27 protein-coding genes are annotated in these 25,892 nt (G+C 55.2%); 21 read left to right on the forward strand and 6 right to left on the reverse strand.

Annotated features, from left to right (window positions below):
• Positions 1–270 carry a DUF1435 domain-containing protein gene (locus tag SK51_RS01085; protein ID WP_026080652.1) on the reverse strand — a complete coding sequence of 90 codons (270 nt, stop codon included), beginning with the start codon at positions 268–270 and terminating at the stop codon, positions 1–3.
• A gap of 216 nt (positions 271–486) precedes the next feature.
• Between SK51_RS01085 and SK51_RS01090 the strand changes: the two genes are divergently transcribed.
• Positions 487–1,551 carry a GGDEF domain-containing protein gene (locus tag SK51_RS01090; protein WP_023305406.1) on the forward strand — a complete coding sequence of 355 codons (1,065 nt, stop codon included), beginning with the start codon at positions 487–489 and terminating at the stop codon, positions 1,549–1,551.
• A 95-nt stretch (positions 1,552–1,646) separates the two neighbouring features.
• Positions 1,647–2,435, forward strand: a complete 789-nt coding sequence (gene fhuF, locus SK51_RS01095; RefSeq protein ID WP_023305405.1) for a siderophore-iron reductase FhuF — start codon at positions 1,647–1,649, stop codon at positions 2,433–2,435.
• Positions 2,436–2,512: 77 nt separating this feature from the next.
• On the opposite strand, the gene SK51_RS01100 is transcribed toward fhuF, so the two are convergent.
• A complete protein-coding gene (locus SK51_RS01100) occupies positions 2,513–3,859 on the reverse strand; it encodes a PTS cellobiose transporter subunit IIC (protein ID WP_006810218.1) in 1,347 nt (448 codons plus the stop codon).
• 328 nt (positions 3,860–4,187) lie between these two features.
• On the opposite strand from SK51_RS01100, the gene SK51_RS01105 reads away from it, so the two are divergent.
• Positions 4,188–4,646, forward strand: coding sequence for a YbaK/EbsC family protein (locus SK51_RS01105; RefSeq protein ID WP_022646971.1), 459 nt, complete (start codon positions 4,188–4,190; stop codon positions 4,644–4,646).
• Positions 4,647–4,683: 37 nt separating this feature from the next.
• Here the strand turns inward: SK51_RS01105 and bglJ are convergent, their stop codons facing one another.
• A complete protein-coding gene (gene bglJ / locus SK51_RS01110) occupies positions 4,684–5,340 on the reverse strand; it encodes a DNA-binding transcriptional activator BglJ (protein WP_048206565.1) in 657 nt (218 codons plus the stop codon).
• Between the two features lie 72 nt (positions 5,341–5,412).
• Between bglJ and SK51_RS23720 the strand changes: the two genes are divergently transcribed.
• Positions 5,413–6,621, forward strand: coding sequence for an IS4-like element ISVsa5 family transposase (locus SK51_RS23720; protein WP_001339197.1), 1,209 nt, complete (start codon positions 5,413–5,415; stop codon positions 6,619–6,621).
• Between the two features lie 32 nt (positions 6,622–6,653).
• On the opposite strand, the gene SK51_RS01115 is transcribed toward SK51_RS23720, so the two are convergent.
• Positions 6,654–7,391 (reverse strand): helix-turn-helix transcriptional regulator, encoded by a 738-nt coding sequence (locus tag SK51_RS01115; protein ID WP_022646969.1) that lies wholly within the window; start codon positions 7,389–7,391, stop codon positions 6,654–6,656.
• Between the two features lie 389 nt (positions 7,392–7,780).
• Here SK51_RS01115 and SK51_RS01120 point away from each other — a divergent pair, with 389 nt between their 5' ends.
• The 9 genes from SK51_RS01120 to SK51_RS01160 all read left to right on the forward strand — a co-directional run bounded on the left by SK51_RS01120 (position 7,781) and on the right by SK51_RS01160 (position 15,075).
• Positions 7,781–8,557: a threonine/serine exporter family protein gene (locus tag SK51_RS01120; RefSeq protein ID WP_017383842.1), complete on the forward strand. Its 777-nt coding sequence runs from the start codon at positions 7,781–7,783 to the stop codon at positions 8,555–8,557.
• On the forward strand, positions 8,548–9,021 hold the full coding sequence (locus SK51_RS01125) for a threonine/serine exporter (protein ID WP_032621429.1): 474 nt from the start codon (positions 8,548–8,550) through the stop codon (positions 9,019–9,021). Before SK51_RS01120 ends, SK51_RS01125 begins: the two co-directional genes overlap by 10 nt.
• 44 nt (positions 9,022–9,065) lie before the next feature.
• The gene (locus tag SK51_RS01130) at positions 9,066–9,518 is read left to right on the forward strand and encodes a MarR family winged helix-turn-helix transcriptional regulator (RefSeq protein WP_022646966.1); all 453 of its coding nucleotides are present in this window, start codon (positions 9,066–9,068) and stop codon (positions 9,516–9,518) included.
• Positions 9,519–9,602: 84 nt separating this feature from the next.
• Positions 9,603–10,031, forward strand: coding sequence for an organic hydroperoxide resistance protein (locus tag SK51_RS01135; protein ID WP_003856578.1), 429 nt, complete (start codon positions 9,603–9,605; stop codon positions 10,029–10,031).
• A 124-nt stretch (positions 10,032–10,155) separates the two neighbouring features.
• Positions 10,156–10,701, forward strand: coding sequence for a primosomal protein DnaT (gene dnaT / locus SK51_RS01140; RefSeq protein WP_022646965.1), 546 nt, complete (start codon positions 10,156–10,158; stop codon positions 10,699–10,701).
• Positions 10,698–11,435, forward strand: coding sequence for a replicative helicase loader DnaC (gene dnaC / locus SK51_RS01145; protein WP_003856580.1), 738 nt, complete (start codon positions 10,698–10,700; stop codon positions 11,433–11,435). Before dnaT ends, dnaC begins: the two co-directional genes overlap by 4 nt.
• Positions 11,436–11,519: 84 nt before the next feature.
• Positions 11,520–12,002, forward strand: a complete 483-nt coding sequence (locus SK51_RS01150; protein ID WP_023305402.1) for a YjjA family protein — start codon at positions 11,520–11,522, stop codon at positions 12,000–12,002.
• Positions 12,003–12,274: 272 nt separating this feature from the next.
• Positions 12,275–14,566: a phosphatidylglycerol--membrane-oligosaccharide glycerophosphotransferase gene (gene opgB / locus SK51_RS01155; RefSeq protein ID WP_023305401.1), complete on the forward strand. Its 2,292-nt coding sequence runs from the start codon at positions 12,275–12,277 to the stop codon at positions 14,564–14,566.
• A complete protein-coding gene (locus tag SK51_RS01160; RefSeq protein WP_023305400.1) occupies positions 14,566–15,075 on the forward strand; it encodes a GNAT family N-acetyltransferase in 510 nt (169 codons plus the stop codon). The genes opgB and SK51_RS01160 overlap by 1 nt, the downstream gene beginning before the upstream one ends.
• A 260-nt stretch (positions 15,076–15,335) precedes the next feature.
• On the opposite strand, the gene tsr is transcribed toward SK51_RS01160, so the two are convergent.
• Positions 15,336–17,000 carry a methyl-accepting chemotaxis protein gene (gene tsr / locus SK51_RS01165; RefSeq protein WP_023305399.1) on the reverse strand — a complete coding sequence of 555 codons (1,665 nt, stop codon included), beginning with the start codon at positions 16,998–17,000 and terminating at the stop codon, positions 15,336–15,338.
• 83 nt (positions 17,001–17,083) lie between these two features.
• Entirely contained in the window at positions 17,084–17,524 is a 441-nt protein-coding gene (hpaR, locus tag SK51_RS01170; RefSeq protein ID WP_006810239.1) for a homoprotocatechuate degradation operon regulator HpaR, read from the reverse strand.
• A gap of 268 nt (positions 17,525–17,792) precedes the next feature.
• Between hpaR and hpaG the strand changes: the two genes are divergently transcribed.
• The 8 genes from hpaG to hpaA all read left to right on the forward strand — a co-directional run bounded on the left by hpaG (position 17,793) and on the right by hpaA (position 25,718).
• Entirely contained in the window at positions 17,793–19,070 is a 1,278-nt protein-coding gene (gene hpaG / locus SK51_RS01175) for a 4-hydroxyphenylacetate degradation bifunctional isomerase/decarboxylase (protein WP_048206566.1), read from the forward strand.
• Complete coding sequence (gene hpaE, locus SK51_RS01180; protein ID WP_022646959.1) at positions 19,067–20,533, forward strand: 5-carboxymethyl-2-hydroxymuconate semialdehyde dehydrogenase; 1,467 nt, start codon at positions 19,067–19,069, stop codon at positions 20,531–20,533. Before hpaG ends, hpaE begins: the two co-directional genes overlap by 4 nt.
• 2 nt (positions 20,534–20,535) lie before the next feature.
• The gene (gene hpaD / locus SK51_RS01185) at positions 20,536–21,387 is read left to right on the forward strand and encodes a 3,4-dihydroxyphenylacetate 2,3-dioxygenase (RefSeq protein ID WP_032676680.1); all 852 of its coding nucleotides are present in this window, start codon (positions 20,536–20,538) and stop codon (positions 21,385–21,387) included.
• 9 nt (positions 21,388–21,396) lie between these two features.
• On the forward strand, positions 21,397–21,777 hold the full coding sequence (locus SK51_RS01190) for a 5-carboxymethyl-2-hydroxymuconate Delta-isomerase (RefSeq protein ID WP_023299258.1): 381 nt from the start codon (positions 21,397–21,399) through the stop codon (positions 21,775–21,777).
• A 99-nt stretch (positions 21,778–21,876) separates the two neighbouring features.
• Complete coding sequence (gene hpaH / locus SK51_RS01195) at positions 21,877–22,680, forward strand: 2-oxo-hept-4-ene-1,7-dioate hydratase (RefSeq protein WP_023305397.1); 804 nt, start codon at positions 21,877–21,879, stop codon at positions 22,678–22,680.
• Positions 22,681–22,690: 10 nt separating this feature from the next.
• A complete protein-coding gene (gene hpaI / locus SK51_RS01200; protein ID WP_022646955.1) occupies positions 22,691–23,488 on the forward strand; it encodes a 4-hydroxy-2-oxoheptanedioate aldolase in 798 nt (265 codons plus the stop codon).
• Between the two features lie 21 nt (positions 23,489–23,509).
• Positions 23,510–24,856 (forward strand): 4-hydroxyphenylacetate permease, encoded by a 1,347-nt coding sequence (hpaX, locus tag SK51_RS01205; RefSeq protein ID WP_032625355.1) that lies wholly within the window; start codon positions 23,510–23,512, stop codon positions 24,854–24,856.
• Positions 24,828–25,718, forward strand: a complete 891-nt coding sequence (gene hpaA / locus SK51_RS01210) for a 4-hydroxyphenylacetate catabolism regulatory protein HpaA (RefSeq protein WP_022646953.1) — start codon at positions 24,828–24,830, stop codon at positions 25,716–25,718. Before hpaX ends, hpaA begins: the two co-directional genes overlap by 29 nt.
• Positions 25,719–25,892: the final 174 nt, after the last annotated feature.

Here is a 25,892-nt window from a genome sequence, read left to right on the forward strand (position 1 = left end):
TTATTTCAAACTCATCAGAATCACCAGCAGTCCACTGATTAGCGCAACGCATGATGGCAACAGCACGTAATGCCGTAACTGTTTGTGCCAGATCATCGCGGATGTCACCAGCAAGCCCGAAACAATCATTGCTTTCCAGACATCAATGGGAAGATCGGCAAACATCAGCCCACCGATAATGGAACCAGGCAGCAATATTCCCCACCCACTTCCCAGCGCTTTGCTCAACATGGTTTCACCTCTCGCACTGATAATGATAACCAGTATCATATGATAGTAATTATCACTTGTCAGCATGCGACGTAAGAAATTGCGCCAGCAATTGCTTTCCCATAATGACAGAGAATGTGTAAGGTGATAAATTGCCCACCTGTTAACTTCCGATAACGTTTTTCTGATAATAAAAATTCAATTTTGTAGCGACCAATAATACATAACAACACCTTGCTCATTGTTTTAATTGAGTTTTAATAAAAACGCACGCATATGACATCACAATCCTGGCTGTCCTTAGTCAACAAGAAATATCAGCTTTCTTTACGTTTATTTTTATTTCTGAACGCTGCATCAGCATTGTTCTCGGTAACAAACCCTCTCTATTCCGTTCGTGTGTTATCAGTCCCCCTGTTTGCCGTATTGACTGCCAGCACTGGCTTACTTATCTGGCACTGGAAAAATAGCACGCGAAAAATAAATATCCCTGCTGTTTCAGCTATTTTTGGGTTTTTATGGGCATGGCAGATCGTCTCAAAATTCCTGTTAATAACGCACGATCACGCAACCTATTTAATGATGGCGCTATTAACAGTGCTTTTTATAGGGTCTCTGGCTTTCGCCAGTAATATTAAAGCCTTTACGTTACATTCATTTCCCGCTTTTATATCCTGCCTGTGGCTTAGCCCGTCCGAAAACTGGCTGAGAATGGCCTATTTTTTCGCACTGCCGGTGGTCGCCATTGGTATCCATCATGTTCTTCAGCGGCGTAATGACCGTTTCGCCCAGGAGCTGCTTTCCGAACTGCTCGAAGAGCGTGAAACCCTGACCGATCTCAGCATGATGGACCCGCTCACCGGCCTATATAACCGTCGCGGGCTGCAAAGCCGGCTTGAGAACCTCCCCAGGCCTGACGCTGGCGAGCACTTTGTGCTGCTGATGGATATCGACCATTTCAAAGCCTACAACGATCATTACGGCCATATGATGGGCGATCAGGCCTTGATCAGGGTCTCGGCTGCGATCCGCGACGCCGTGCGCTCACGCGATGTTGTCGCCCGGTTTGGCGGGGAAGAATTTATGGTGCTGTTAAGTAACATCCCACTGGAGCAAGCGCGCCAGACAGCTGAACGCATACGTCAGAAGGTTTACGATCTCAAAATCCCCCACATGTTTAACGAAAGCGTCGCCACTAACGTGACCATCAGCATTGGCATAGCCATGTTCGAAGGTGAAGACGTTGATGGCGCACTGGCGAAAGCCGATAAAGCCCTCTATGAAGCCAAGCATATGGGACGCAACAGCATTCTGCTGAGCGACGAGCTTCATATCGCCTGAAACCGCCTTCACAGCGCCAGGATAAAACGCTTGCGCTCGGTTTTATCTATAGTTAGGATTGGCAATCATTATCATTTAGATTTGTAATCCACACTATGGCGACTCGTACCGCACACATCGTTGAGCCACTGCTCTGGCGAGCTCCACTCTCCGCCGGAGAAACGACGCTTGCGGATGCCATTCGGGAAAAAATCGCCGTAACACGCGCCCATCTGCTGGATTTCATCAAACTGGATGAAGCACCGCCGCATCATGCTCTGACGCTGACTCAGTGGCAACGACCTGCCGAGCTGCGGTCACTGCTGGCAACCTATTCCGACCATATTTATCGTAACCAACCGACGCTGGCGCGGGAAAATAAACCGCTGCTTTCCCTCTGGGCACAATGGTATATCGGGCTGATGGTGCCGCCTGTCATGCTGGCCCTGTTGACCCAGGAAACGATGCTCGATCTCTCGTCGGAACATTTCCACGTCGAATTCCATGAGACCGGACGCGCCGCCTGTTTCTGGATTGATGTACACGAAGATCCGAGCACGAGTCACCTGTCAGCGCAGGCGCGTATGGAACGGTTGATTACAAGAGCGCTGGTTCCGGTCATTGATGCGCTGGAAGCGACGGGGGAGATCAACGGCAAACTGATCTGGAGTAATACCGGGTATCTTATCCACTGGTATTTAACGGAGATGAAGCCGCTGCTCGGCGACGAGAAAGTGGATGCGCTGCGTCAGAGCTGTTTCTTTGCCAGACAGCTGTCGGATGGGCGGGATAACCCTCTTTACCGCACCGTGGTTCCGCGTGAGGGACTTCTGGTGCGTCGTACCTGCTGTCAGCGCTACCGTCTGCCGGATGTCCAGCAGTGCGGCGATTGCACGCTTAAGTAGTCTGGCCCTGCCTGAAACTCGCAGAGAGAGGGAACAAACACTAAAAACGGCAACCTGCGTTGCCGTTTTGCTTTTACCTAAGCGACCTGCTGATTTTCCTCTTCCCCATTACGCTGTGCTTCTTCCGCTTCCTGCTGAAGCAACTGTTTCTCGTACACCTTGAAGAACGGGAAATAGATAATGGCGGAAACGCAGGCCAAAACCAGCACCAGAATGGCTGCACGGAAATCCCAGCCCAGCGCCCAGGCGGCACCAACCGGAGCCGGTGCCGTCCACGGCACAACGGAAATCACGCGGCCAATCAGATCAAACTTCATCGCTGCCCATGCCAGTACGGCATTGACCATCGGCGCCAGCAGGAAAGGAATAAAGAACACCGGGTTCATCACAATCGGCGTACCAAAAATCACCGGTTCATTGATATTGAAAATGCTTGGCACCACGCTCAGACGTCCAATGGAGCGCAGGTGCGCGGAGCGGCTACGCAGGTAACAGAACACCAGCCCCATCGTCGCTCCAGACCCACCGATCACAATAAAGAACGTCCAGAAGGCTTCCATAAAGATGTGTGGTAAAGGCAGGCTCGCCGCCAGCGCGGTCTGGTTCGCCCCCAGGTTCGTCAGCCAGAACATTTGCAGCATACCCGAGACAATCGCTGCGCCGTGGATCCCGGCAAACCACAGCAGGTGGCCAATCAGCACCGCCAGCAGGATCGCTGGCAGCGAGTCCGCCGCAGAGACCAGCGGTTTGAATATCGACATGATGGCCTGTGGGATCAGCATACCGAACTGCGACTGGATCAACAGACTCAGCGGATAAAGCGTCAGCACCACCACCAGCACCGGGATCAGCAGGTCAAACGAGTTTTTGATCATCGGCGGAACCTGGTCTGGCAGACGGATCCCGATATTGTGTGCTTTCAGGAAACGCATCATCTCAACGCAGTAAATCGCCACCAGGATCGCGGTGAAAATCCCGGTCCCTCCAAGGCTATCAACCGGTAAGGCGCCTTTGGTTTTAGGCGCGGCGACCAGCAGGAACGCCATCAGCGACAGCATCGCGCACATGAACGGATCCAACTGATGGGTTTTAACGTAATGTTTGCCCAGGTTGTAGGCGATAGCCGCACAGATATAGAGGGACATCACCCCCATCGTCATATCAAACGGCGTCAGAATTTGACCTTCAAACTGCTTCGCCATATCCAGCCAGGCGCGGGCAAAGCCCCAGGTGGTATCTGGCGAAAAAGGTGGGTAAGCGAACACTAATAAAAACGACCCGACAATCATAAACGGCATTGCCGAGATGAACCCGTCACGAATCGCCATAACGTGACGCTGGGAAGAGATGCGCCCGGCAATAGGGCTGACATAATTTTCAACGAAGCGGAAAATTAGATTAAATGCAGCATGGTTGGCAGACATAGCAGATCTCCTGTCAGACGTTCGTTTCGGACGTTCTCACGTCACACGTTGTTCCATACATCAGCGTCACAACCTTGCCGGATCGTGTACCTGCGGTACTGCTCAAACGGAATGGTTTCATAATTAGCTCTTATTATTAGATACAGGGGAAGTTACACACTCAGTATTAATCTCTGCATCACGCTCTGCAACCGGTTACTGTAACCGGTTTCTGTGAATGTGAAGGCGATCCAGAAATCGCCCCTGACGGATATTTGTTACTTAAGGGATATTTACAGCGACTAAATTCTTATGACAGATTACGGAAGATATTTGTCAGGAGGAATCAATGAGTTTGCAGTCTGTACAGCAGTTTTTCGCCGAACACGCTCCGGATATAGAAATCATCGAGCTTAACCAAAGCACAGCGACTGTTGCCCTTGCTGCTGCCGCGCACAACGTTGAACCCGGCCAAATTGCCAAAACGCTGTCACTGAAAATTAAAAATGATGTGATTCTGGTGGTTGCAAAAGGCGATGCGCGTCTGGATAACAAAAAGCTCAAAGAGACATTCGGCGCAAAAGCCCGCATGCTCAGCTGCGATGAGGTAGTAACCCTGACGGGTCATCCTGTTGGCGGCGTCTGCCCTTTTGGACTGGAAAATCCGCTCTCTGTTTACTGTGACATCACTTTAAAACAGTACGCCGAAGTGTTACCCGCAGCGGGCGCCATCCACAGTGCGGTGCGTATATCGCCCGACAGAATGGCGGAACTGACCGCAGCAAAATGGGTTGATGTCTGTATTTGAACGTTGCGCCAGAAAAATTCTGGCGCATCACTTATCACTACGAGAAAGAAGGAACGGTGAGAGCGGAACGGCGTATTTCCCTGACCGGGAGATGCGCCAGGATATCTGCCGCATCCAGTAATCCCACATCAGAATTGACGCCCAATTTTACCATTGCGTTAAACTTATGCGCCCGGATGGTTTTGATATTGCGTTCAAGCTGTGCCGCAATTTCAGGGATCGAAAAACCCGATGACATATATCGCAGAATCGCCCTTTCAGTTGGGCTTAGCATACGATGCTGGCTCACACACCAGTGATTGTACACGTTGTCGTTCACGTGATGCGTTTCGCTGAGTAATGTCTCCAGCCCCTCCATTAACTGCTTCAGCGGAACCGATTTACTGATAATTCCATGTAAGCGAGAAGGCGAAAGATGGCTGACCAGTCTCGCCTCCATTTCATCAGAGGCCAGCACGATACGCTTGACGTCGCTGTGGGTGAAGGTGAGATCCCGCAAACAGGCCAGACAGTTTCGTCGCTCCTCACGCTCATCGGACAATGAATAAATTACGGCAAAGAATGAGATTTCCGAGAGCGCCGCTTTGAAGTTGTCAAATCTGGCAAACAGGTGCACCTGGTAATGGCTCAGGGCGGGCATCGCAAAAAGATGCTTCAGCCTGATGAATCCCCTAATGATTTTGGTAAAAATCATTAAGTTAAGGTGGATACACATCTTGTCATATGATCAAATGGTTTCGCGAAAAATCAATAATCAGACAACAAGATGTGCGAACTCGATATTTTACACGACTCTCTTTACCAATTCTGCCCCGAATTACACTTAAAACGACTCAACAGCTTAACGTTGGCTTGCCACGCATTACTTGACTGTAAAACTCTCACTCTTACCGAACTTGGCCGTAACCTGCCAACCAAAGCGAGAACAAAACATAACATCAAACGAATCGACCGATTGTTAGGTAATCGTCACCTCCACAAAGAGCGACTCGCTGTATACCGTTGGCATGCTAGCTTTATCTGTTCGGGCAATACGATGCCCATTGTACTTGTTGACTGGTCTGATATTCGTGAGCAAAAACGACTTATGGTATTGCGAGCTTCAGTCGCACTACACGGTCGTTCTGTTACTCTTTATGAGAAAGCGTTCCCGCTTTCAGAGCAATGTTCAAAGAAAGCTCATGACCAATTTCTAGCCGACCTTGCGAGCATTCTACCGAGTAACACCACACCGCTCATTGTCAGTGATGCTGGCTTTAAAGTGCCATGGTATAAATCCGTTGAGAAGCTGGGTTGGTACTGGTTAAGTCGAGTAAGAGGAAAAGTACAATATGCAGACCTAGGAGCGGAAAACTGGAAACCTATCAGCAACTTACATGATATGTCATCTAGTCACTCAAAGACTTTAGGCTATAAGAGGCTGACTAAAAGCAATCCAATCTCATGCCAAATTCTATTGTATAAATCTCGCTCTAAAGGCCGAAAAAATCAGCGCTCGACACGGACTCATTGTCACCACCCGTCACCTAAAATCTACTCAGCGTCGGCAAAGGAGCCATGGGTTCTAGCAACTAACTTACCTGTTGAAATTCGAACACCCAAACAACTTGTTAATATCTATTCGAAGCGAATGCAGATTGAAGAAACCTTCCGAGACTTGAAAAGTCCTGCCTACGGACTAGGCCTACGCCATAGCCGAACGAGCAGCTCAGAGCGTTTTGATATCATGCTGCTAATCGCCCTGATGCTTCAACTAACATGTTGGCTTGCGGGCGTTCATGCTCAGAAACAAGGTTGGGACAAGCACTTCCAGGCTAACACAGTCAGAAATCGAAACGTACTCTCAACAGTTCGCTTAGGCATGGAAGTTTTGCGGCATTCTGGCTACACAATAACAAGGGAAGACTTACTCGTGGCTGCAACCCTACTAGCTCAAAATTTATTCACACATGGTTACGCTTTGGGGAAATTATGAGGGGATCTCTCAGTGCTTCAGCCCCATAGCGCTCATTGAGCAGCTTTCGATGACGGCGATATGTTTTGTTGCAGTGGTCTTTTCCATTCCTCAAACTCTCCATAAGCCGACATTAAACTGAGTTCTCGCATTCCCTGGGTACTGCTTATCCACGCGTACATATCGGCATTACTGCGAAGTGATAAGCGACGCATTGCACTGTTTTTCTGTGCACTGATCGTTTTATTACTTTTATTAAGTAGCGTGGCTATTTGGTTGATTCCCCAACCTTTACCTAACAAACGCAACACTTTGCGTTCAGAGTGGGTAAGCGCAATCATTTGCTCACTCTCCTCTTCAATATCAGGATTTTCCGGTATCAATAACGTCTGGCTTATTCGCTCGGCACGTTCACTCCCCGCGCGAATAGCGTTAATTACGCCTTCAATGGGTTCCATATCCGAAAGCAGCGTGCTTTCCGGACGCATAAGAAGCTCTACTGCAAGTGGATAAAGGGGGCGCGAAACGAGGAATATCCAGTGAATATCCCGGTACTGATTCATTAACCCATAATATTGCTCAAGCGTGCCGCGTGGATTACGATACTCACCCGAAATATCGGCAATAACGACCCCAGCGCGACGCAATTGTAATAACGTCAACTCCTGCATCGAACGGCAGTACGTTATCTCAAAATCGGGAAAATGACGCGACATGACGCCACCTAACCCATTTTGCATAACCGGTACTCTGCTGATCACCACTCCGTGTTTACCATTCAATGGCAACATAGACCCTCCCTGTCATGAATTCTTTATTTAAGAACGAACTAACCCTGCAAGGTTAAACACGTTTGCATTCCGAAGTACAAACGGGTTAATACTCGCAAAATAGAACAAATATCACATGGGTTAAGAAACGCCCAATACAGGCCTAATATCGCATAAAGACCATTTAAATTTAATTCAAATTGCGTGAAAAGATCGAAAATATGAAATTAGAAATACTTAATATATTGTTTTTATAAATCCTAATTTCATATTCATTAAATAAATAACAATGCTGTCTTTCCTCCGCCCCCATCGCGCCACTGATCGCACAAATGTTGATCTGGCCCAGCGCAAAGGGCCCTGCACTTTGTGTTAAAAGTAAGCAATCTCTCTTCTCTTCAGGGCGTTTCATGCAGGCAGATCGGTCTACGCAACGTGCCACCACGCGGCTATGTATTCAGTGCGGGCTTTTTCTCTTACAGCACGGCGCAGAAAGCGCCCTCGTCGAAGAGCTCTCCACACGCCTTGGGCTGGCGCTGGGGATGGACAGCGTTGAGAGTTCCATCTCGTCAAATGCCATTGTGCTGACCACCATTAAAGACGGACAGTGCCTGACCTCCACCCGTAAAAATCATGACCGCGGCATTAACATGCACGTCGTGACGGAAGTGCAGCACATCGTGATCCTTGCTGAACACAAGCTGCTCGATCTCCGGGAGATAGAAAAACGTTTCAATCAAATCAAACCCCTCCGGTATCCGCGCTGGCTGGTTGTGCTGATGGTGGGACTGTCCTGCGCCTGCTTCTGCAAGCTCAACGCGGGCGGCTGGGACGGCGCTGTCGTGACCTTCTTTGCCAGCAGCATCGCAATGTATGTCCGCCAGCTGTTGACGCACAGACAGCTACATCCGCAAATTAACTTCTGCATCACGGCATTTGTGGCGACAACCGTATCCGGCCTGCTTTTGCGCCAGCCCTACTTCGCCAGCACGCCTACTGTTGCGATGGCCGCCAGCGTATTGCTGCTGGTGCCGGGTTTTCCCTTAATTAATGCCGTCGCTGATATGTTCAAAGGCCATATCAACACCGGTCTGGCGCGCTGGGCGATAGCCAGCCTGCTGACGCTGGCGACCTGTATCGGGGTGGTTATGGCCATGACACTCTGGGGGTTACGCGGATGGGCGTGATGGATTTTATGCTCGCACTGGCACAGGACATGCTCTTGTCTGCCCTTCCCGCCGTTGGTTTTGCGATGGTGTTTAACGTCCCACAGCGTGCATTACCCTGGTGTGCGCTGCTGGGTGCCATTGGCCACGGCTCTCGTATGATCATGATGACAGCGGGCTTTAATATTGAATGGTCGACGTTTATCGCCTCCATGCTGGTTGGCAGCATCGGTATTCAGTGGTCCCGCTGGTATCTGGCGCACCCGAAGGTATTCACCGTGGCGGCAGTGATTCCTATGTTCCCGGGCATTTCAGCCTATACGGCGATGATCTCCGCCGTCAAAATCAGCCATTTTGGCTACAGCGAACCCCAGATGATCCTGCTCCTGAGCAACTTCCTTAAAGCCTCGTCGATCGTGGGTGCGCTCTCCATCGGCCTGTCGATCCCCGGCTTATGGCTTTACCGCAAACGTCCACGCGTATAATAAAATCGCTTGCAATTGTATCGCGCACTATCTATATTCATTTCATGGACGCAAAAACGAACGACACCACCAACGCGCTTCTGCTGGATAACCAGCTCTGTTTTGCCCTCTATTCGGCAAATCTGGCGCTTAACAAGCTGTACCGGCAACTGCTGGCGCCGCTTAATCTGACCTACCCGCAATACCTGGTGATGCTGGTGCTGTGGGAACAGGATGATATTACGGTGTCAGACATTGGCGAGCGGCTGTTCCTGGATTCCGCCACGCTGACTCCCCTGCTGAAACGCCTGGAAAGCGCAGGATTGATCCTCCGCCAGCGTTCCCGTCAGGATGAGCGTCAGGTCGCCGTCACCCTGAGCGACGCGGGTCGGGCGCTGCAACAGCAGGCCGTGACGATACCCCACGCCGTGGGCTGTGCAGCGCAGTGTGATACCGACACCATGCTGGCGCTCAAGCAACAGCTCGAAAGTTTGCGCCAACAGCTGCATCGCGCGTAAGGCTGTACTTTACGCGTCTAATTTTAACTTAAAACATCGTGCGCTATTTAATAGCGCATATAAACGTAAAATGAGGAACCTGCCATGTCTTTAGAAAAAGTTGTCTACACTGCCAAAGCCAAAGCAACCGGAGGCCGTGATGGCCGCGCCACGTCTTCCGATGGCGTTCTGGATGTCAAACTGGGTGTGCCAAAAGAGATGGGCGGCATGGGGGGTGAAGTAACCAACCCTGAACAGCTGTTCGCTGCGGGCTACTCCGCCTGCTTCCTGGGCGCAATGAAGTTCGTTGCGGCACGCGATAAATTCGCTCTACCAAAAGACGCCTTTATTGAAGGCGAAGTAGGGATTGGCCCGCTGCCAACCGGTTTTGGTATCGAAGCGAAGCTGAACATCCACGTTGAAGGGATGGACGCAGCGGAAGCCAAAAAACTGGTGGATGCGGCGCACATCGTCTGTCCGTACTCTAACGCGACGCGCGGCAATATCGACGTGACGCTGAACATCATCGCGTAACCAGCCCCTGTGATTTTAGCCCCGGTAAGCGTAACGCCACCGGGGAAATCCTCTCCTTTCCTCCCCTCTCTCTGTGCTACCATAACCCTCAATCACGCCCGTAGTAATCAGTTGAGAAAGTGTTATGTCCTCCAGAATTCTGACCACCAGCATTGCTGGCATTGATGCCTTTATGCGCGATCCTCGCGGTGTGTTGACGCACGCCGAAGGCGGCACGCTCGCGGTATTTGCCGACAACGCCCCGGCGTTTTATGCGGTCACGCCGGAACGTCTGGCGCAGCTTCTGGAAATTGAAGCGAAGCTGTCGCGCCCGGCGAGCGATGTCATGCTGGATAATCAGTTTTTTGACGAACCCGCCAGCGCCCCGGTGGCCGTTCCAATGGGGAAATTTCCCATGTACGCCGGTTGGCAGCCGGACGCCGATTTTCAGCGGCAGGCGGCCTTATGGGGAATAGCCCTCTCGCAGCCCGCAACACCGGAAGAGCTGGCAGCCTTTACCGCATACTGGCAAGCTGAAGGAAAAGTCTTCCACCATGTTCAGTGGCAGCAAAAATTCGCGCGCAGTCTGCAAATCAACCGCGCCAGCAACAACGGCCAGCCAAAACGTGATATCAATGCTTTTTCAGAACCGGACAAAAAAATCCCTGATGGATTCCGAGGTGCGAAATGAAAAACGTCGGCGACCTGATGAAACGTTTGCAGAAGATGATGCCTGCCAACGTGAAGCCCGCCTTCACCACCGGTGAAGAGCTGCTGGCATGGCAAAAAGAGCAGGGTAAAATTCGCGCGGCAGCCCTCGCCCGCGAAAACCGCGCGATGAAAATGCAGCGCACCTTTAACCGCTCGGGCATTCGCCCTCTGCACCAGAACTGCTCCTTCGAGAATTATAAGGTCGAGTCTCAGGGGCAGATGAACGCCCTTAACCAGGCGCGCCAGTACGTGGATGAATTTGACGGCAACATCGCCAGCTTCATCTTTAGCGGAAAACCCGGCACCGGGAAAAATCACCTCGCCGCCGCTATCTGCAACGAGCTGCTGCTGCGCGGGAAGTCAGTGCTGATTATCACCGTGGCCGATATTATGTCCGCCATGAAAGACACCTTCAGTAATCGCGAAACCAGCGAAGAACAGTTGCTGAATGATTTAAGTAACGTGGATTTGCTGGTCATCGACGAGATCGGTGTCCAGACGGAGTCCCGCTACGAAAAAGTGATCATCAACCAGATTGTCGATCGCCGTTCGTCGTCAAAACGCCCAACCGGTATGTTGACGAACCACAATATCGACGAGATGACCCGACTTCTTGGCGAGCGGGTGATGGATCGCATGAAGCTGGGTAACAGCCTGTACGTCATCTTCGACTGGGACAGCTACCGCAGCCGCGTCACCGGCAAAGAGTATTAAGATATTTCCAGGGAGCGCCGGAAGAGCAGAGGTATATACTGAACCCACTTCTGGCCCAAAACGGACCTTGTTGAGTAAATCATTATGAAAAAACAATTTCTTATCAGCATCCTTACTGGCGCCCTGCTGGTGACTGGCGCAGCGCAGGCCGCATCATGGCAGGAGTCGCTCTCCAGCGCAGCAAGTGAGTTAACCAAAGAGAGCGGCACGTCCCAGGGCGGGCTGTCAGCCTCGTCCCTCACCGGCCTGCTGGGCAACAGCTCCCAAAGCCTGAGTGCCGGAACGATGAACAACGCCGCGGGTATTCTGGAATACTGCGCGAAGCAGAAACTGGCTTCCGTCACCGATACCGAAAACATCAAAAACCAGGTGTTGGGTAAACTGGGACTGGACACCCAGGAGCAGAAAGCGGACACCAACTATATGGACGGTATACAGGGCCTGCTGAACGCGCAAAATGGTCAGCAGCTGAACCTCAACACCCTTGGAAATTCATCTCTGGCGAAACAGGTGAAAACGAAAGCCTGCGATCTGGTGCTGAAACAAGGCGTTAATTTCCTCTCCTGATTGTCCCCCTTTTTTCTGCCACAACACGCCGCGTTTATTACATTAGTCTTATACCGCGGCGTGAAGTGCGTTTTTTTACCCCCTGACACCACCTCAGCCTCCGTATGCCACGATGCGACTGTATTCAAAAATCCGATTTTATAAACCAAATCCTAACAACAGCACACTTTCGTGACACTAAAATTGCAGCTAAGCGACATCGCAATTACATTGTATTACCCAAAAAATAAGCAATTAGCCGGCTAAGCGTCCGGCATGATGAGGATCTGCTGTTGTCAGAGTTAATGTCCCTTGTCCTTTTCCTGGCTTCCATCGGCGTTTATGCCTGGAAAGCCGGTCGTCACACCTGGTGGTTTGTGGCCACCCTGGTGGTGCTCGGTATTTTTATTGTTTTAAACATTACGTTATATGCCAGCGATTACTTTACCGGCGACGGTATTAACGACGCGGTGCTCTACACATTGACCAACAGTCTGACCGGCGCAGGTGTGGGTAAGTACATCCTTCCGGGTCTGGGGCTGGTGGTCGCCCTGGTGGGCATCTTCGCCGCGCTGGCCTGGGTTCTGCGCCGTCGCCGTCACCGTCCGCATCATCATGGCTACAGCCTGCTGGCGCTGTGCCTGGCGCTGGCCTCCGTGGATGCCAGCCCGGCATTCCATCAAATTACCGAGCTGGTAAAATCCCAGTCGCGCGATGGCGATCCGGACTTTGCGGCCTATTACAAAGAACCCTCGAAGAAAATCGACAACCCTAAACTCAACCTGGTCTATATCTACGGCGAAAGTCTGGAACGCACCTGGTTTGATAACGATGCTTTCCCGAACCTGACGCCAGAGCTCGGCGCGCTGAAAAACCAGGGCCTCGACTTCAGCCACACCATGCAACTGCCTGGCACGGATTACACCATCGCCGGGATGGTGGCATCCCAGTGCGGCATTCCCCTGTTCGCCCCGTTTGAAGGTAACGCCTCCGCCTCGATGTCGAGCTTCTTCCCGCAGAACATTTGCCTCGGCGATATCCTGAAAAACTCGGGCTATGAAAACTACTTTATGCAGGGCGCTAACCTGCGTTTTGCCGGGAAAGATGTGTTCCTGAGATCCCACGGTTTCGATCACTTATATGGTTCCGAAGAGCTGAAAACCACGGTCGCCGATCCGGCCTACCGCAACGACTGGGGCTTTTACGACGATACCGTTCTGGATGAAACCTGGAAGAAATTCGAGGAGCTTTCCCGCGCCGGTAAACGCTTCTCGCTGTTTGCGTTGACCGTCGACACGCATCATCCGGATGGTTTCGTCTCACGCACCTGTAAACGTCAGGGCTACGACATTGACGGTAAAAACAACAAGTCGTTCAGCGCTGTGACCTGTAGCCAGGAACATATCGCGGCGTTAATCGAGAAAATCAAAGCGTCACCGTATTTCAAAAATACGGTCATCGTCGTTTCATCTGACCATCTGGCGATGAAAAACAGCGCCTGGGATGAGCTGAATAAGCTGGATCGCAGCAACCTGTTCTTTGTGCTGCGCGGCGATAAACCGCAGCAGGAGATCATTGCCGCTAAACGTAACTCGATGGATAACGGCGCTACCGTGCTGGATATTCTGGGTGGCGATAACTTCATTGGCCTGGGCCGCAGTACGTTGTCGGGCCAGTCCCTGTCGGAAATCTTCCTCAACATGAAGGAAAAAATCCTCGCCTGGAAGCCGGATATCATTCGCCTGTGGAACTTCCCGAAAGAGATAAACGACTTCACCATCGATCAGGATAAAAAAATGATCGCGTTCTCCGGCAGCCATTTCCGCCTGCCTCTGCTGCTGCGCGTGTCGGATAACCGCGTCGAGCCGCTGCCGGAAAGCGAATACTCCGCGCCACTGCGCTTCCAGCTGGCGGAATTCGCCCCGCGCGATAATTTCGTCTGGGTCGATAAATGCTACAAAATGGGCCAGCTCTGGTCACAAGAGCTGTCACTGTCCACCGACTGGTGCGTCTCACAGGGGCAACTCGGCGGCGAGCAGACCGTGCAACACGTTGATAAACCGCAGTGGCAGGGGAAAACCGCGTTTAAAGATACGGTCATTGATACCGCACGCTATCAGCGCAACGTTGACCTGCTGAAAATCGTCGACAACGACATCCGTTATAAAGCTGACAGCTTTATCTTTAACGTTGCCGGCGCGCCTGAAGAGGTGAAGCAGTTCAGCGGTATTTCACGTCCCGAATCCTGGGGGCGCTGGTCTAACGCGCAGTTAGGTGATGAGGTGAAAATTGAGTATACCCATCCGCTGCCGGAGAAATTCGATCTGGTGATCACCGCCAGGGCATTTGGTCCCAACGCAAACCGTCCTGTGCCGGTGCGCGTCGGCGATAAAGAACAGATGCTGACGCTGAGCAATGATGTCACCACCAGCACGCTGCATTTCGATAACCCCACACGCAGCAATACGCTGGTCATTGTGCCGCCCGAGCCGCAGTCCACTAACGAAGGGAATATTCTCGGTCACGCTCCGCGCAAGCTGGGGATCGGCATGGTGGAGATTAAAATTGTGAGCAGCGCTGGCTGATGACGGCGTTCACCCTCCGCCCGACGCGCATCGACGACGTCGCTGCCCTGCCCGCCATTGAACGCGCGGCGGGGCAGCGATTTCGCGACGTTCCTGAGCTGGCCTGGCTGGCAGACAGCGAGGTTATTTCCGTTGAAGATCACCTCGGTTACGCCGGACGCGGATTAAGCTGGCTGGCGCTGGCTGACGACAGGCCCGTGGGCTTTATTCTCGCCGAAGCCCAGCCATCTTCGCTGTTTATTGTGGAACTTTCGGTTCATCTGGACTGGCAGGGACGAGGTCTCGGACGCCGGTTGATTAACCGTGTCGCAGAGCATGCCCGCACGCTGGGGCTAACCTCGCTGACGTTAACGACGTTTCGTGATGTCCCGTGGAACGCGCCCTACTACAGGCGATTAGGGTTTGAAATGATGACGACGCTGACGCCGGAAATGCGCCAGAAACGTGAAGAAGAGACGGCGCACGGTTTAGCGTATGGTTCCCGCTGCGCCATGCGCCTGCCTCTGTAAAATCGCCCGGTGGCGCTGCGCTTACCGGGCCTACAAAACCCAATTCCGCAGCCGCCACCCGGCAAAACCCACAATCCGTAGGCCGGGTAAGGCGCAGCCGCCACCCGGCAAAACACACATCCCGTAGGCCGGGTAAGGCGCAGCCGCCACCCGGCAAAACGCACATCCCGTAGGCCGGGTAAGGCGTAGCCGCCACCCGGCAAAACCCACAATCCGTAGGCCGGGTAAGGCGTAGCCGCCACCCGGCGAAACGCACAACGTCAGAACGTTTCCCAGTTATCGCCCGCATCTGCGGTCGCCGGTTTACGCGCCACTACCGGTGCGGCAACGCTTTTCGCGGAGGCGAACTCGCGCGCCTTCATCTGTTCCTGCTGAATACGGAACACCGCAACGGCCTGCGTCAGACGGCTCGCCTGCTCTTCCAGTGCCGCCGCCGCCGCCGCAGACTCTTCCACCAGCGAGGCGTTCTGCTGGGTCACGCGATCCATCTCAGCCACCGCCAGCCCCACCTGGTCGATACCGCGGCTCTGCTCATCAGACGCAGACGCGATTTCGCCCATGATGTCCGTCACGCGCGTTACCGCATTCACGATCTCACCCATGGTTTCACCGGCGCTTTCTACCAGCGTTGAACCCAACTCCACGCGCCCCACGGAGTCTTCAATCAGGCTCTTGATCTCGCGAGCCGCCTGGGCGCTGCGCTGCGCCAGGTTTCGTACTTCACCTGCAACCACCGCAAAGCCGCGGCCCTGCTCGCCCGCACGTGCCGCTTCTACCGCCGCGTTCAGCGCCAGAATATTAGTCTGGAAAGCAATCCCGTCGATCACGCTGATAATATCGGCGATTTTCTGCGAACTGCCGGCGATGTCGCGCATGGTCTGCACCACGTTATCCACCACTTTCCCGCCTTTCTGCGCGGTTTCAGACGCGCTCAGGGCCAGGTTGCTCGCCTGACGGGCATTCTCGGCGTTCTGCTTCACGGTGGCGGTCAGCTGTTCCATACTGGCGGCGGTCTCTTCCAGAGAGGCAGCCTGCTGCTCGGTACGGGATGAGAGATCGTTATTGCCCATCGAGATTTCGCTCGCACCGCTGTAAATGGCGTTTGCGCCGTTACGCACGTCACCCACGGTACGCACCAGCTCGCCCTGCATATGGCGCAGGGAGTCAGCCAGTTCACCCATCTCGTTGGAGCCTTCCACGTCGATGCGCTTCACCAGGTCGCCGCTGGCGATATGACGAATGCTGTCAATCAGACGGTTCAGCGGCGAAATCAGTGCCTGACGAATACCCAGCCAGACGGCAACAATCACCACCAGCACCGCAGCCAGCACGCTAATCAGCACCCAGATAGCCTGGCGGTAAGAGCTGTTGCTGTCTTCAACCGCGGTCTGATAGAGCGCGTCGTTTTGTTGCAGATAGCTGACGTACTGCTTCTCAAAGCCATCCTGATAGCTCTGGGTCGGCTGGTCGAAGAACTCGTTGATCTTGCCCGCCCCCAGCAGCTGGATCAGCTCGGCCAGCGCGCCGTGGTAGATATCGTAATTACGTTTGATTTCCAGTGCCGCAGCGTCGCTCTGACGCGGGTCACGCGGAAGTGCTTCGTAATCCGCCCAGTTTTTTTCCGCCTGTTTCAGAGACGCAGAGGCAATCTGCATCAGCTCGGCGACGGTTGAGCCGCTGCCGATATTGTTCTGATCCATCATATAGCGGATACCCGCACGGTTCAGGGTGTTACGGGTTTGCAGCAGCGCCACCCAGCTACCGTTCAGGGTGGATTGTTGCTGGCGAATGGTTTGCAGAATGGTGAAATTCTCTTTGTCATGCTTCAGGGCATTGAAGAAAAGACCACCGGATGTGAGTTGTAAAAGGCCAAATATCGCTAAAACCAGCAGTAAGCTGGTGACAATCTTGATACGATTTAACATGTTTTCTCTTTCCTCAGACAGATACAGAATTTTCGGCCTGGAAAGGGAAAACTTTACGAAAATCATCCTGGATTTTAGGGTTTTTACTCTTCGTCCCGCGCGGCAATATGTCGGTTTCCGAGTTCAATAAACTCTTCCAGCAGCGCCGTGAGCTGCTTCATCTTCTCCGGGGTATATTCCGCCTCAATCTGCTGGTACGCCTCTTCCACCTGAGCCTGAGCACGCTGGTACAGCGCGTTGCCTTCTTTCGTCAGCGATACGTACAGCTTGCGCTGGTCATTCACCGGCTTTAAGCGCAGCACCAGACCGTCGCGCTCCATCCGCGTCAGAATGCCGGTCAGGCTTGGGCGCAAAATGCAGGTGCGGAACGCCAGATCGTGAAAATCCATGGAGGGATGCTCGGCCAGCACGCGGACGATACGCCACTGCTGTTCGGTCAGATTATGCCGTTTCACTATCGGGCGGAAGTAGCCCATCGCCGCTTCACGCGCCTGCAACAGCGCGATGGTTAATGAGTCATGCATCACCTTCCCCTTACATCATTAACAAGTAAACAATTTAAAACAGATGCTTTTATAGACAACACGTTGTAACCCAAAAAGTCTAACAGAAACAACGTCATTTTTTTAATGCATTGATTTAAATGATAATTAACCCATTGGTGTAAATTTATTGTTATTCATATCACAAATTATTCACTTCTGATTGCGAAACGAGCAGCAAAAGCATAAAACCAGATCATTAACATATTAATGAAATCAAAACCGGACAGCCGGTTTGAGGAGTATGGGAATGAAAGGTACTGTTTTTGCCGTAGCGCTAAACCACCAGAGCCAGCGTGCGGCCTGGGCTGAGGCGTTTGAAAAAGCCCCCTATAACGCGCCGCCAAAAACGGCGGTGTGGTTTATCAAGCCACATAACACTGTTATTCGCGCAGGCGAGCCGATTCCCTTCCCGCAGGGAGAAACCGTGTTAAGCGGCGCAACGGTGGCGCTGGTGGTGGGCAAAACCGCCAGCAAAGTACGCGTTGAAGAGGCGGCGGCGTACATCGCCGGCTACGCGCTGGCCAACGAAATCAGCCTGCCGGAAGAGAGCTTCTACCGCCCGGCTATTAAAGCCAAATGCCGGGATGGATTTTGCCCGCTCGGCGAACCTGTCGCCGTTGATAACGTGGACAACCTGACCATCATCACCGAGATCAACGGTCGCGAAGCGGACCACTGGAACACGGCCGATCTGCACCGCAACGCCGCCGAACTGCTGAGCGCCCTGAGCGTATTTGCCACCCTGAACCCCGGCGATGCGATATTGCTCGGTACCCCGCAAAGCCGCGTCGAAATTCGCCCGGGCGATCGGGTACGCATTCTGGCAGAGGGATTTCCGCCGCTGGAAAACCCGGTGGTGGAGGAACGCGACGTTGCCATCGCTTCGCGCACGCCGCCGCACGCCACGCTGTTCGCCCTCGGCCTGAACTACGCCGATCACGCCAGCGAGCTGGACTTCAAGCCCCCCACCGAGCCGCTGGTGTTTATCAAAGCGCCGAACACCTTTAATGGCGACAACCAGACCTCGGTGCGCCCAAACAACATTGAATACATGCATTACGAAGCCGAGCTGGTGGTGGTCATCGGTAAAACCGCGCGTAAGGTCAGCGAAGCCGAGGCGATGGACTATGTTGCGGGCTACACGGTGTGCAACGACTACGCCATCCGCGATTATCTCGAAAACTACTATCGCCCGAACCTGCGGGTGAAAAGCCGCGACGGGCTGACCCCCATCAGCCTGAACGTAGTGCCAAAAGAAGCCATCCCTGACCCGCACAACCTTCGTCTTCGCACCTACGTCAACGGTGAACTGCGTCAGGAAGGCACCACCGCCGATCTCATTTTCAGCATCCCATTCCTGATTGCGTATCTGAGCGATTTCATGACCCTGCAACCGGGCGACATGATTGCCACCGGCACGCCGAAGGGGCTGTCCGACGTGGTACCGGGCGATGAGGTGGTAGTGGAAGTGGAAGGCGTAGGCCGTCTGGTAAACCGAATTGTCAGTGAGGAGACTGCAAAATGAAAAAGATTAACCACTGGATCAACGGGAAAAACGTCGCCGGAAGTGAGTACTTCCAAACCACTAACCCGGCCTCCGGCGAGGTGCTGGCAGAAGTGGCCTCCGGCGGCGAAGCCGAAATCCATCAGGCCGTTGCCGCCGCCAAAGAGGCGTTCCCGAAATGGGCCAACCTGCCGATGAAGGAGCGTGCGCGCCTGATGCGTCGCCTGGGGGATCTGATTGACCAGAACGTGCCGGACATTGCCGCGATGGAGACCGCCGACACCGGCCTGCCGATCCACCAGACCAAAAACGTGCTCATTCCACGCGCCTCGCACAACTTTGAGTTCTTCGCCGAGGTGTGCCAGCAGATGAACGGCAAAACCTACCCGGTCGATGACAAGATGCTCAACTACACCCTCGTGCAACCGGTAGGCGTTTGTGCGCTGGTGTCGCCGTGGAACGTGCCGTTTATGACCGCCACCTGGAAGGTCGCGCCGTGCCTGGCGCTGGGTAACACCGCGGTGCTGAAGATGTCCGAGCTCTCCCCGCTGACCGCCGACCGTCTGGGCGAGCTGGCGCTGGAGGCGGGCATTCCGGCGGGCGTGCTGAACGTGGTGCAGGGCTATGGCGCCACGGCGGGCGACGCGCTGGTGCGTCATCATGACGTGCGCGCCGTCTCCTTCACCGGCGGCACCGCCACCGGGCGTAACATCATGAAAAACGCCGGGCTGAAGAAGTATTCCATGGAGCTGGGCGGCAAATCTCCGGTGCTGATATTTGAAGACGCGGACATTGAGCGCGCGCTGGACGCCGCCCTGTTCACCATCTTCTCCATCAACGGCGAACGCTGCACCGCCGGCTCGCGCATCTTCATCCAGCAGAGCATCTACCCGGAGTTCGTCAAACGCTTTGCCGAGCGCGCCAGCCGCCTGCGCGTGGGCGACCCGACCGATCCGAACACCCAGATTGGCGCGCTGATCAGCAAGCAGCACTGGGAGAAGGTCTCCGGCTACATCCGCCTCGGCATTGAAGAGGGGGCAACCCTGCTGGCGGGCGGCCCGGACAAACCGACCGATCTTCCTGCGCACCTGAAAGGCGGCAATTTCCTGCGCCCGACCGTGCTGGCGGATGTCGATAACCGCATGCGCGTGGCGCAGGAGGAGATCTTCGGGCCGGTGGCCTGCCTGCTGCCGTTTAAGGACGAAGCGGAAGGCCTGCGCCTGGCAAACGACGTGGAGTATGGCCTGGCGTCGTACATCTGGACGCAGGACGTCAGCAAAGTGCTGCGTCTGGCGCGCAACATCGAAGCGGGCATGGTGTTCGTTAACACCCAGAACGTGCGCGACCTGCGCCAGCCGTTTGGCGGCGTGAAGGCCTCCGGCACCGGGCGTGAGGGCGGCGAGTACAGCTTCGAGGTCTTCGCGGAGATGAAAAACGTCTGTATCTCCATGGGCGACCATCCGATTCCAAAGTGGGGGATCTGATCATGGGAAAATTAGCCTTAGCAGCAAAAATCACCCACGTGCCGTCAATGTATCTCTCTGAACTGCCGGGCAAAAACCACGGCTGCCGCCAGTCAGCCATCGACGGGCATAAAGAGATCAGCAAGCGCTGCCGCGAGCTGGGCGTCGATACCATTATCGTCTTCGACACCCACTGGCTGGTGAACAGCGCGTATCACATCAACTGTGCGGACCATTTTTCAGGCGTCTACACCAGCAACGAGCTGCCGCATTTTATTCGCGACATGACCTACGACTACGACGGCAACCCGGAACTCGGCCAGCTGATCGCCGACGAAGCGGTGAAGCTTGGCGTGCGCGCCAAGGCGCACAACATCCCGAGCCTCAAGCTGGAGTACGGCACGCTGGTGCCGATGCGCTACATGAACGCGGATAAGCACTTCAAAGTGGTCTCCATCTCGGCGTTCTGCACGGTTCACGACTTCGCCGACAGCCGCAGGCTGGGCGAGGCCATCGTCAGCGCCATCGAAAAATACGACGGCACCGTGGCGGTGCTCGCCAGCGGCTCGCTGTCGCACCGCTTTATCGACGACCAGCGCGCGGAGGAAGGGATGAACAGCTATACCCGCGAGTTTGACCGCCAGATGGATGAGCGGGTAGTGAAGCTGTGGCGCGAGGGGCAGTTCAAAGAGTTTTGCAGCATGCTGCCGGAGTACGCCGACTACTGCTACGGCGAGGGCAACATGCACGACACGGTGATGCTGCTGGGGATGCTCGGCTGGGACAACTACGACAGTAAGGTGGAGTTTCTCACCGAGCTGTTCGCCAGCTCCGGCACCGGCCAGGTCAACGCCGTTTTCCCGCTGCCCGCGTAAGGAGCCACCATGCCGCACTTTATTGCTGAATGTACCGACAACATCCGCGAGCAGGCCGACCTGCCGGGGCTGTTTGCCAAAGTGAACGAGGCGCTCGCCGCCACGGGTATTTTCCCGCTCGGCGGTATCCGCAGCCGCGCCCACTGGCTGGACACCTGGCAGATGGCCGACGGCAAGCACGATTACGCCTTTGTGCATATGACGCTCAAAATCGGCGCCGGGCGCAGTCTGGAGAGCCGGGAAGAGGTCGGTGAAATGCTGTTTGCGCTGATCAAAACGCATTTTGCAGAGCTGATGGCCGCCCGCTATCTGGCGCTGTCTTTCGAGCTCGACGAGCTGCACCCGACGCTCAATTACAAGCAGAACAACGTGCACGCGTTGTTTAAGTAGCCGTCTGCTCGCCCGGTGGCGCTTCGCTTACCGGGCCTACAACGGCTCGAACGTAGGCCGGGATCGCTACGCGCCACCCGGCAACAACAGGATATCGCCATGCTCGACAAACACACCCATACCCTGATCGCCCACCGCCTGCATCAGGCGGAACAATCCCGGGAGCAGATCCGCGCGATCTCGCTTGAGTATCCGGAGATCACCATTGAAGACGCCTACGCCGTCCAGCGCGAATGGGTGAGCCTGAAAATTGCCGAAGGCCGCGTGCTGAAAGGCCACAAGATCGGCCTCACCTCCAAAGCGATGCAGGCCAGCTCGCAGATCAGCGAGCCAGACTACGGCGCGCTGCTGGACGATATGTTCTTCCACGACGGCAGCGACATTCCCGTGGATCGCTTTATCGTCCCGCGCATCGAAGTGGAGCTGGCCTTCGTGCTGGCAAAACCGCTGCGCGGCCCGAACTGCACGATCTTCGACGTTTACAACGCCACGGATTACGTCATCCCTGCCCTGGAGCTGATCGACGCCCGCTGCCACAACGTTGACCCGGAAACCCAGCGCCCGCGCAAGGTATTCGACACTATCTCCGATAACGCCGCCAACGCGGGCGTGATCCTCGGCGGCCGCCCGATTAAACCCGACGAGCTGGATCTGCGCTGGATCTCCGCCCTGCTCTACCGCAACGGCGTGATCGAAGAGACCGGCGTGGCCGCAGGCGTCCTTAATCATCCGGCGAACGGCGTGGCGTGGCTGGCGAACAAACTCGCGCCATACGACGTGCAGCTTGAGCCAGGCCAGATCATCCTCGGCGGCTCGTTTACCCGCCCGGTGCCCGCCAGCAGAGGCGACACCTTCCACGTCGACTACGGCAACATGGGCTCCATCAGCTGCCGCTTTGTGTAAGGAGATGATCATGCAAAACGCATTCAAAGCGGCGCTGAAAGCGGGCCGACCGCAAATCGGGTTATGGCTGGGGCTAACCAGCAGCTACAGCGCTGAGCTATTGGCCGGGGCCGGTTTTGACTGGCTGCTGATCGACGGGGAGCACGCGCCAAACAGCGTGCAGACCGTTCTCACTCAGCTACAGGCCATCGCCCCTTATCCCAGCCAGCCGGTGGTGCGCCCGTCGTGGAACGATCCGGTGCAGATCAAGCAGCTGCTGGACGTGGGGGTGCAAACCCTGCTGGTGCCGATGGTGCAAAACGCCGACGAAGCGCGGCTGGCGGTCAGCGCCACCCGCTATCCGCCTGCCGGCATTCGCGGCGTCGGCAGCGCCCTGGCGCGCGCCTCGCGCTGGAACCGTATCCCGGACTATCTGCATCAGGCTAACGACGCCATGTGCGTGCTGGTGCAAATCGAAACCCTAAGAGCGTTAAAAAACCTGCCGCAGATCCTGGACGTGGACGGCGTCGACGGCGTGTTTATCGGCCCGGCGGATCTGAGTGCCGACATGGGCTTTGCCGGTAATCCGCAGCACCCGGAGGTGCAGGCCGCCATTGAGCAGGCGATCGCGCAGATACGCGCCGCCGGTAAAGCGCCCGGCATCCTGATGGCGAACGAGCAACTGGCGAAACGTTACCTTGCACTCGGCGCGCTGTTTGTCGCCGTCGGCGTCGACACCACCCTGCTCGCCCGCGGCGCGGAAGCGCTGGCGGCACGCTTTATCGAACAACCGGTTACGTCAGTTAATAACAATAAATCCGTCTACTAAACGTAAGATCTGGAGCGCAGCATGACGACCTCTACCCTGCAAGATAAGAAAGCTATAGAACATCGCGTTATCAACAAGCTGTTCCGTCGTTTGATCGTGTTTCTCTTTATCCTGTTTGTCTTTTCGTTTCTCGATCGCATCAACATCGGCTTTGCCGGGCTGACGATGGGTAAAGATCTGGGCCTCACGTCGACCATGTTTGGCCTGGCCGCGACCCTGTTTTACGTCACCTACGTGCTGTGCGGGATCCCCAGCAACATCATGCTGGCGAAAATCGGCGCGCGGCGCTGGATCGCCGGGATCATGGTGGTGTGGGGCATCGCCTCTACCTGCACCATGTTCGCCACCAGCCCGGAAACGCTCTACGTCCTGCGCATGCTGGTGGGCATTGCCGAAGCCGGTTTCCTGCCGGGGATCCTGGTCTATCTCACCTGGTGGTTCCCGGCGTATCACCGCGCCCGCGCCAACGCGTTGTTTATGATCGCCATGCCGGTGACCATGATGCTCGGCTCGATCCTCTCCGGGTACATTCTGGCGATGGACGGGCTGTGGAACCTGAAGGGCTGGCAGTGGCTGTTCCTGTTGGAGGGGCTGCCGTCGGTGGTGCTCGGCGTGGTGACCTGGTTCTACCTTAACGACACCCCGGATCAGGCCACCTGGCTGGATGATGATGAAAAGCAGGCACTCAAAACGATGATCGCCCGCGAGCAGGAACTGGCCATTGCGCACGTCGCCACGCCGCGATCGACGCTGCGCGAGGTGCTGACGCCCGCCGTACTGCTCTACACGCTGGCCTACTTCTGCCTGACGAATACGCTGAGCGCGATCAACATCTGGACGCCGCAGATCCTGCAAAGCTTCAACACCGGCAGCAGCAATATCGTGATTGGCCTGCTGGCGGCGATCCCGCAGTTTTGCACCATCCTCGGGATGATCTGGTGGAGCCGCCGCTCCGACAGGCTGAAAGAGCGAAAAAAGCACACCATCCTGCCGTATCTGTTTGCGGCGGCGGGATGGATGCTGGCCTCGGCGACCGATCACAGCCTGATCCAGCTGCTTGGCATCATCATGGCCTCAACCGGATCGTTTACCGCCATGGCGATATTCTGGACCACGCCGGACCAGGTGATTAGCCTGCAATCCCGCGCGGTGGCGCTGGCGGTGATCAACGCCATCGGCAACGTCGGGTCTGCCGTCAGCCCATTGCTGATTGGTATTCTGCGCGACGCGACCGGCAGCTTCAGCTCGGGGCTGTGGTTCGTGGCGGGTCTGCTGGTAGTGGGCGCGCTGGTGCTGACGCGCATTCCGATGACGCAGCGGGTTCAAAAGAGGAACGATCATGTGCCAGAGCCCTATCGCCAACATTGATATCAGCAAGGAGTACGACGAAAGTCTGGGCACCGACGATGTGCACTACCAGTCGTTCGCCCGCATGGCGGCCTTTTTTGGCCGCGACATGCAGGCGCACCGCCACGACCAGTATTTTCAGATGCATTTTCTCGACACCGGGCAGATTGAGCTGCAGCTCGACGACCACCGCTACTCGGTGCAGGCGCCGCTGTTCGTTCTGACGCCGCCGTCGGTGCCGCACGCGTTTATCACTGAATCCGACAGCGACGGCCACGTGCTGACGGTGCGCGAGGATCTTATCTGGCCGTTGTTAGAAGTGCTCTACCCCGGCACGCGGGAGGCGTTCGGCCTGCCGGGGATCTGCCTGTCGCTTGCCGACAGGCCTGACGAGCTGGCGGCGCTGAAGCATTACTGGCAGCTCATTGCCCGGGAATCCACGGAACAGCTGCCGGGCCGTGAGCATACGCTGGTCCTGCTGGCGCAGGCCGTATTTACCCTGCTGCTGCGCAACGCGAAGCTCGACGACCACGCTTCAGGCGGTATGCGCGGCGAGCTGAAGCTGTTTCAGCGCTTTAACCAGCTGACAGATGCGCATTACCACGAGCACTGGACGGTGCCGGAATACGCCAGCGAACTGCATCTTACCGAATCCCGCCTGACCGATATCTGCCGCCGCTTTGCCAACCGCTCGCCGAAACGGCTGATCTTCGACCGCCAGCTGCGGGAAGCCAGGCGCTTGCTGCTGTTTTCCGACAGCACAGTGAGCGAAATTGCCTGGCAACTGGGGTTTAAAGATCCGGCCTATTTCGCCCGTTTTTTCAACCGACTGACGGGGTGCTCACCCAGCGCATACCGGGCGCAGAAAGTACCGGTTTCCTGAACGCATCACGGTTCGTAGGGCGGGTACGCGCAGCGCCACCCGCCGAAAAGCCGCACAGATCACAAAACAACATCCCACCCGAAAAGTACCTGCCGTTGTCCCAATCGTCCCTTCACGTTCCGCCCCTCTCACGCTTCAATTAAACAACAAAAACAAAACATAAATTTAACAACC

This window comes from Enterobacter sp. MGH85 (assembly GCF_001037655.1).
Lineage (GTDB): Bacteria > Pseudomonadota > Gammaproteobacteria > Enterobacterales > Enterobacteriaceae > Enterobacter > Enterobacter intestinihominis.

Coding starts and splice junctions, on each gene's coding strand:
- SK51_RS01085 (WP_026080652.1), bottom strand. CDS start 270: ATGATACTGGTTATCATTATCAGTGCGAGAGGTGAAACCATGTTGAGC.
- SK51_RS01090 (WP_023305406.1), top strand. CDS start 487: ATGACATCACAATCCTGGCTGTCCTTAGTCAACAAGAAATATCAGCTT.
- fhuF (WP_023305405.1), top strand. CDS start 1,647: ATGGCGACTCGTACCGCACACATCGTTGAGCCACTGCTCTGGCGAGCT.
- SK51_RS01100 (WP_006810218.1), bottom strand. CDS start 3,859: ATGTCTGCCAACCATGCTGCATTTAATCTAATTTTCCGCTTCGTTGAA.
- SK51_RS01105 (WP_022646971.1), top strand. CDS start 4,188: ATGAGTTTGCAGTCTGTACAGCAGTTTTTCGCCGAACACGCTCCGGAT.
- bglJ (WP_048206565.1), bottom strand. CDS start 5,340: ATGATTTTTACCAAAATCATTAGGGGATTCATCAGGCTGAAGCATCTT.
- SK51_RS23720 (WP_001339197.1), top strand. CDS start 5,413: ATGTGCGAACTCGATATTTTACACGACTCTCTTTACCAATTCTGCCCC.
- SK51_RS01115 (WP_022646969.1), bottom strand. CDS start 7,391: ATGTTGCCATTGAATGGTAAACACGGAGTGGTGATCAGCAGAGTACCG.
- SK51_RS01120 (WP_017383842.1), top strand. CDS start 7,781: ATGCAGGCAGATCGGTCTACGCAACGTGCCACCACGCGGCTATGTATT.
- SK51_RS01125 (WP_032621429.1), top strand. CDS start 8,548: ATGGGCGTGATGGATTTTATGCTCGCACTGGCACAGGACATGCTCTTG.
- SK51_RS01130 (WP_022646966.1), top strand. CDS start 9,066: ATGGACGCAAAAACGAACGACACCACCAACGCGCTTCTGCTGGATAAC.
- SK51_RS01135 (WP_003856578.1), top strand. CDS start 9,603: ATGTCTTTAGAAAAAGTTGTCTACACTGCCAAAGCCAAAGCAACCGGA.
- dnaT (WP_022646965.1), top strand. CDS start 10,156: ATGTCCTCCAGAATTCTGACCACCAGCATTGCTGGCATTGATGCCTTT.
- dnaC (WP_003856580.1), top strand. CDS start 10,698: ATGAAAAACGTCGGCGACCTGATGAAACGTTTGCAGAAGATGATGCCT.
- SK51_RS01150 (WP_023305402.1), top strand. CDS start 11,520: ATGAAAAAACAATTTCTTATCAGCATCCTTACTGGCGCCCTGCTGGTG.
- SK51_RS01160 (WP_023305400.1), top strand. CDS start 14,566: ATGACGGCGTTCACCCTCCGCCCGACGCGCATCGACGACGTCGCTGCC.
- tsr (WP_023305399.1), bottom strand. CDS start 17,000: ATGTTAAATCGTATCAAGATTGTCACCAGCTTACTGCTGGTTTTAGCG.
- hpaR (WP_006810239.1), bottom strand. CDS start 17,524: ATGCATGACTCATTAACCATCGCGCTGTTGCAGGCGCGTGAAGCGGCG.
- hpaG (WP_048206566.1), top strand. CDS start 17,793: ATGAAAGGTACTGTTTTTGCCGTAGCGCTAAACCACCAGAGCCAGCGT.
- hpaE (WP_022646959.1), top strand. CDS start 19,067: ATGAAAAAGATTAACCACTGGATCAACGGGAAAAACGTCGCCGGAAGT.
- hpaD (WP_032676680.1), top strand. CDS start 20,536: ATGGGAAAATTAGCCTTAGCAGCAAAAATCACCCACGTGCCGTCAATG.
- SK51_RS01190 (WP_023299258.1), top strand. CDS start 21,397: ATGCCGCACTTTATTGCTGAATGTACCGACAACATCCGCGAGCAGGCC.
- hpaH (WP_023305397.1), top strand. CDS start 21,877: ATGCTCGACAAACACACCCATACCCTGATCGCCCACCGCCTGCATCAG.
- hpaI (WP_022646955.1), top strand. CDS start 22,691: ATGCAAAACGCATTCAAAGCGGCGCTGAAAGCGGGCCGACCGCAAATC.
- hpaX (WP_032625355.1), top strand. CDS start 23,510: ATGACGACCTCTACCCTGCAAGATAAGAAAGCTATAGAACATCGCGTT.
- hpaA (WP_022646953.1), top strand. CDS start 24,828: ATGTGCCAGAGCCCTATCGCCAACATTGATATCAGCAAGGAGTACGAC.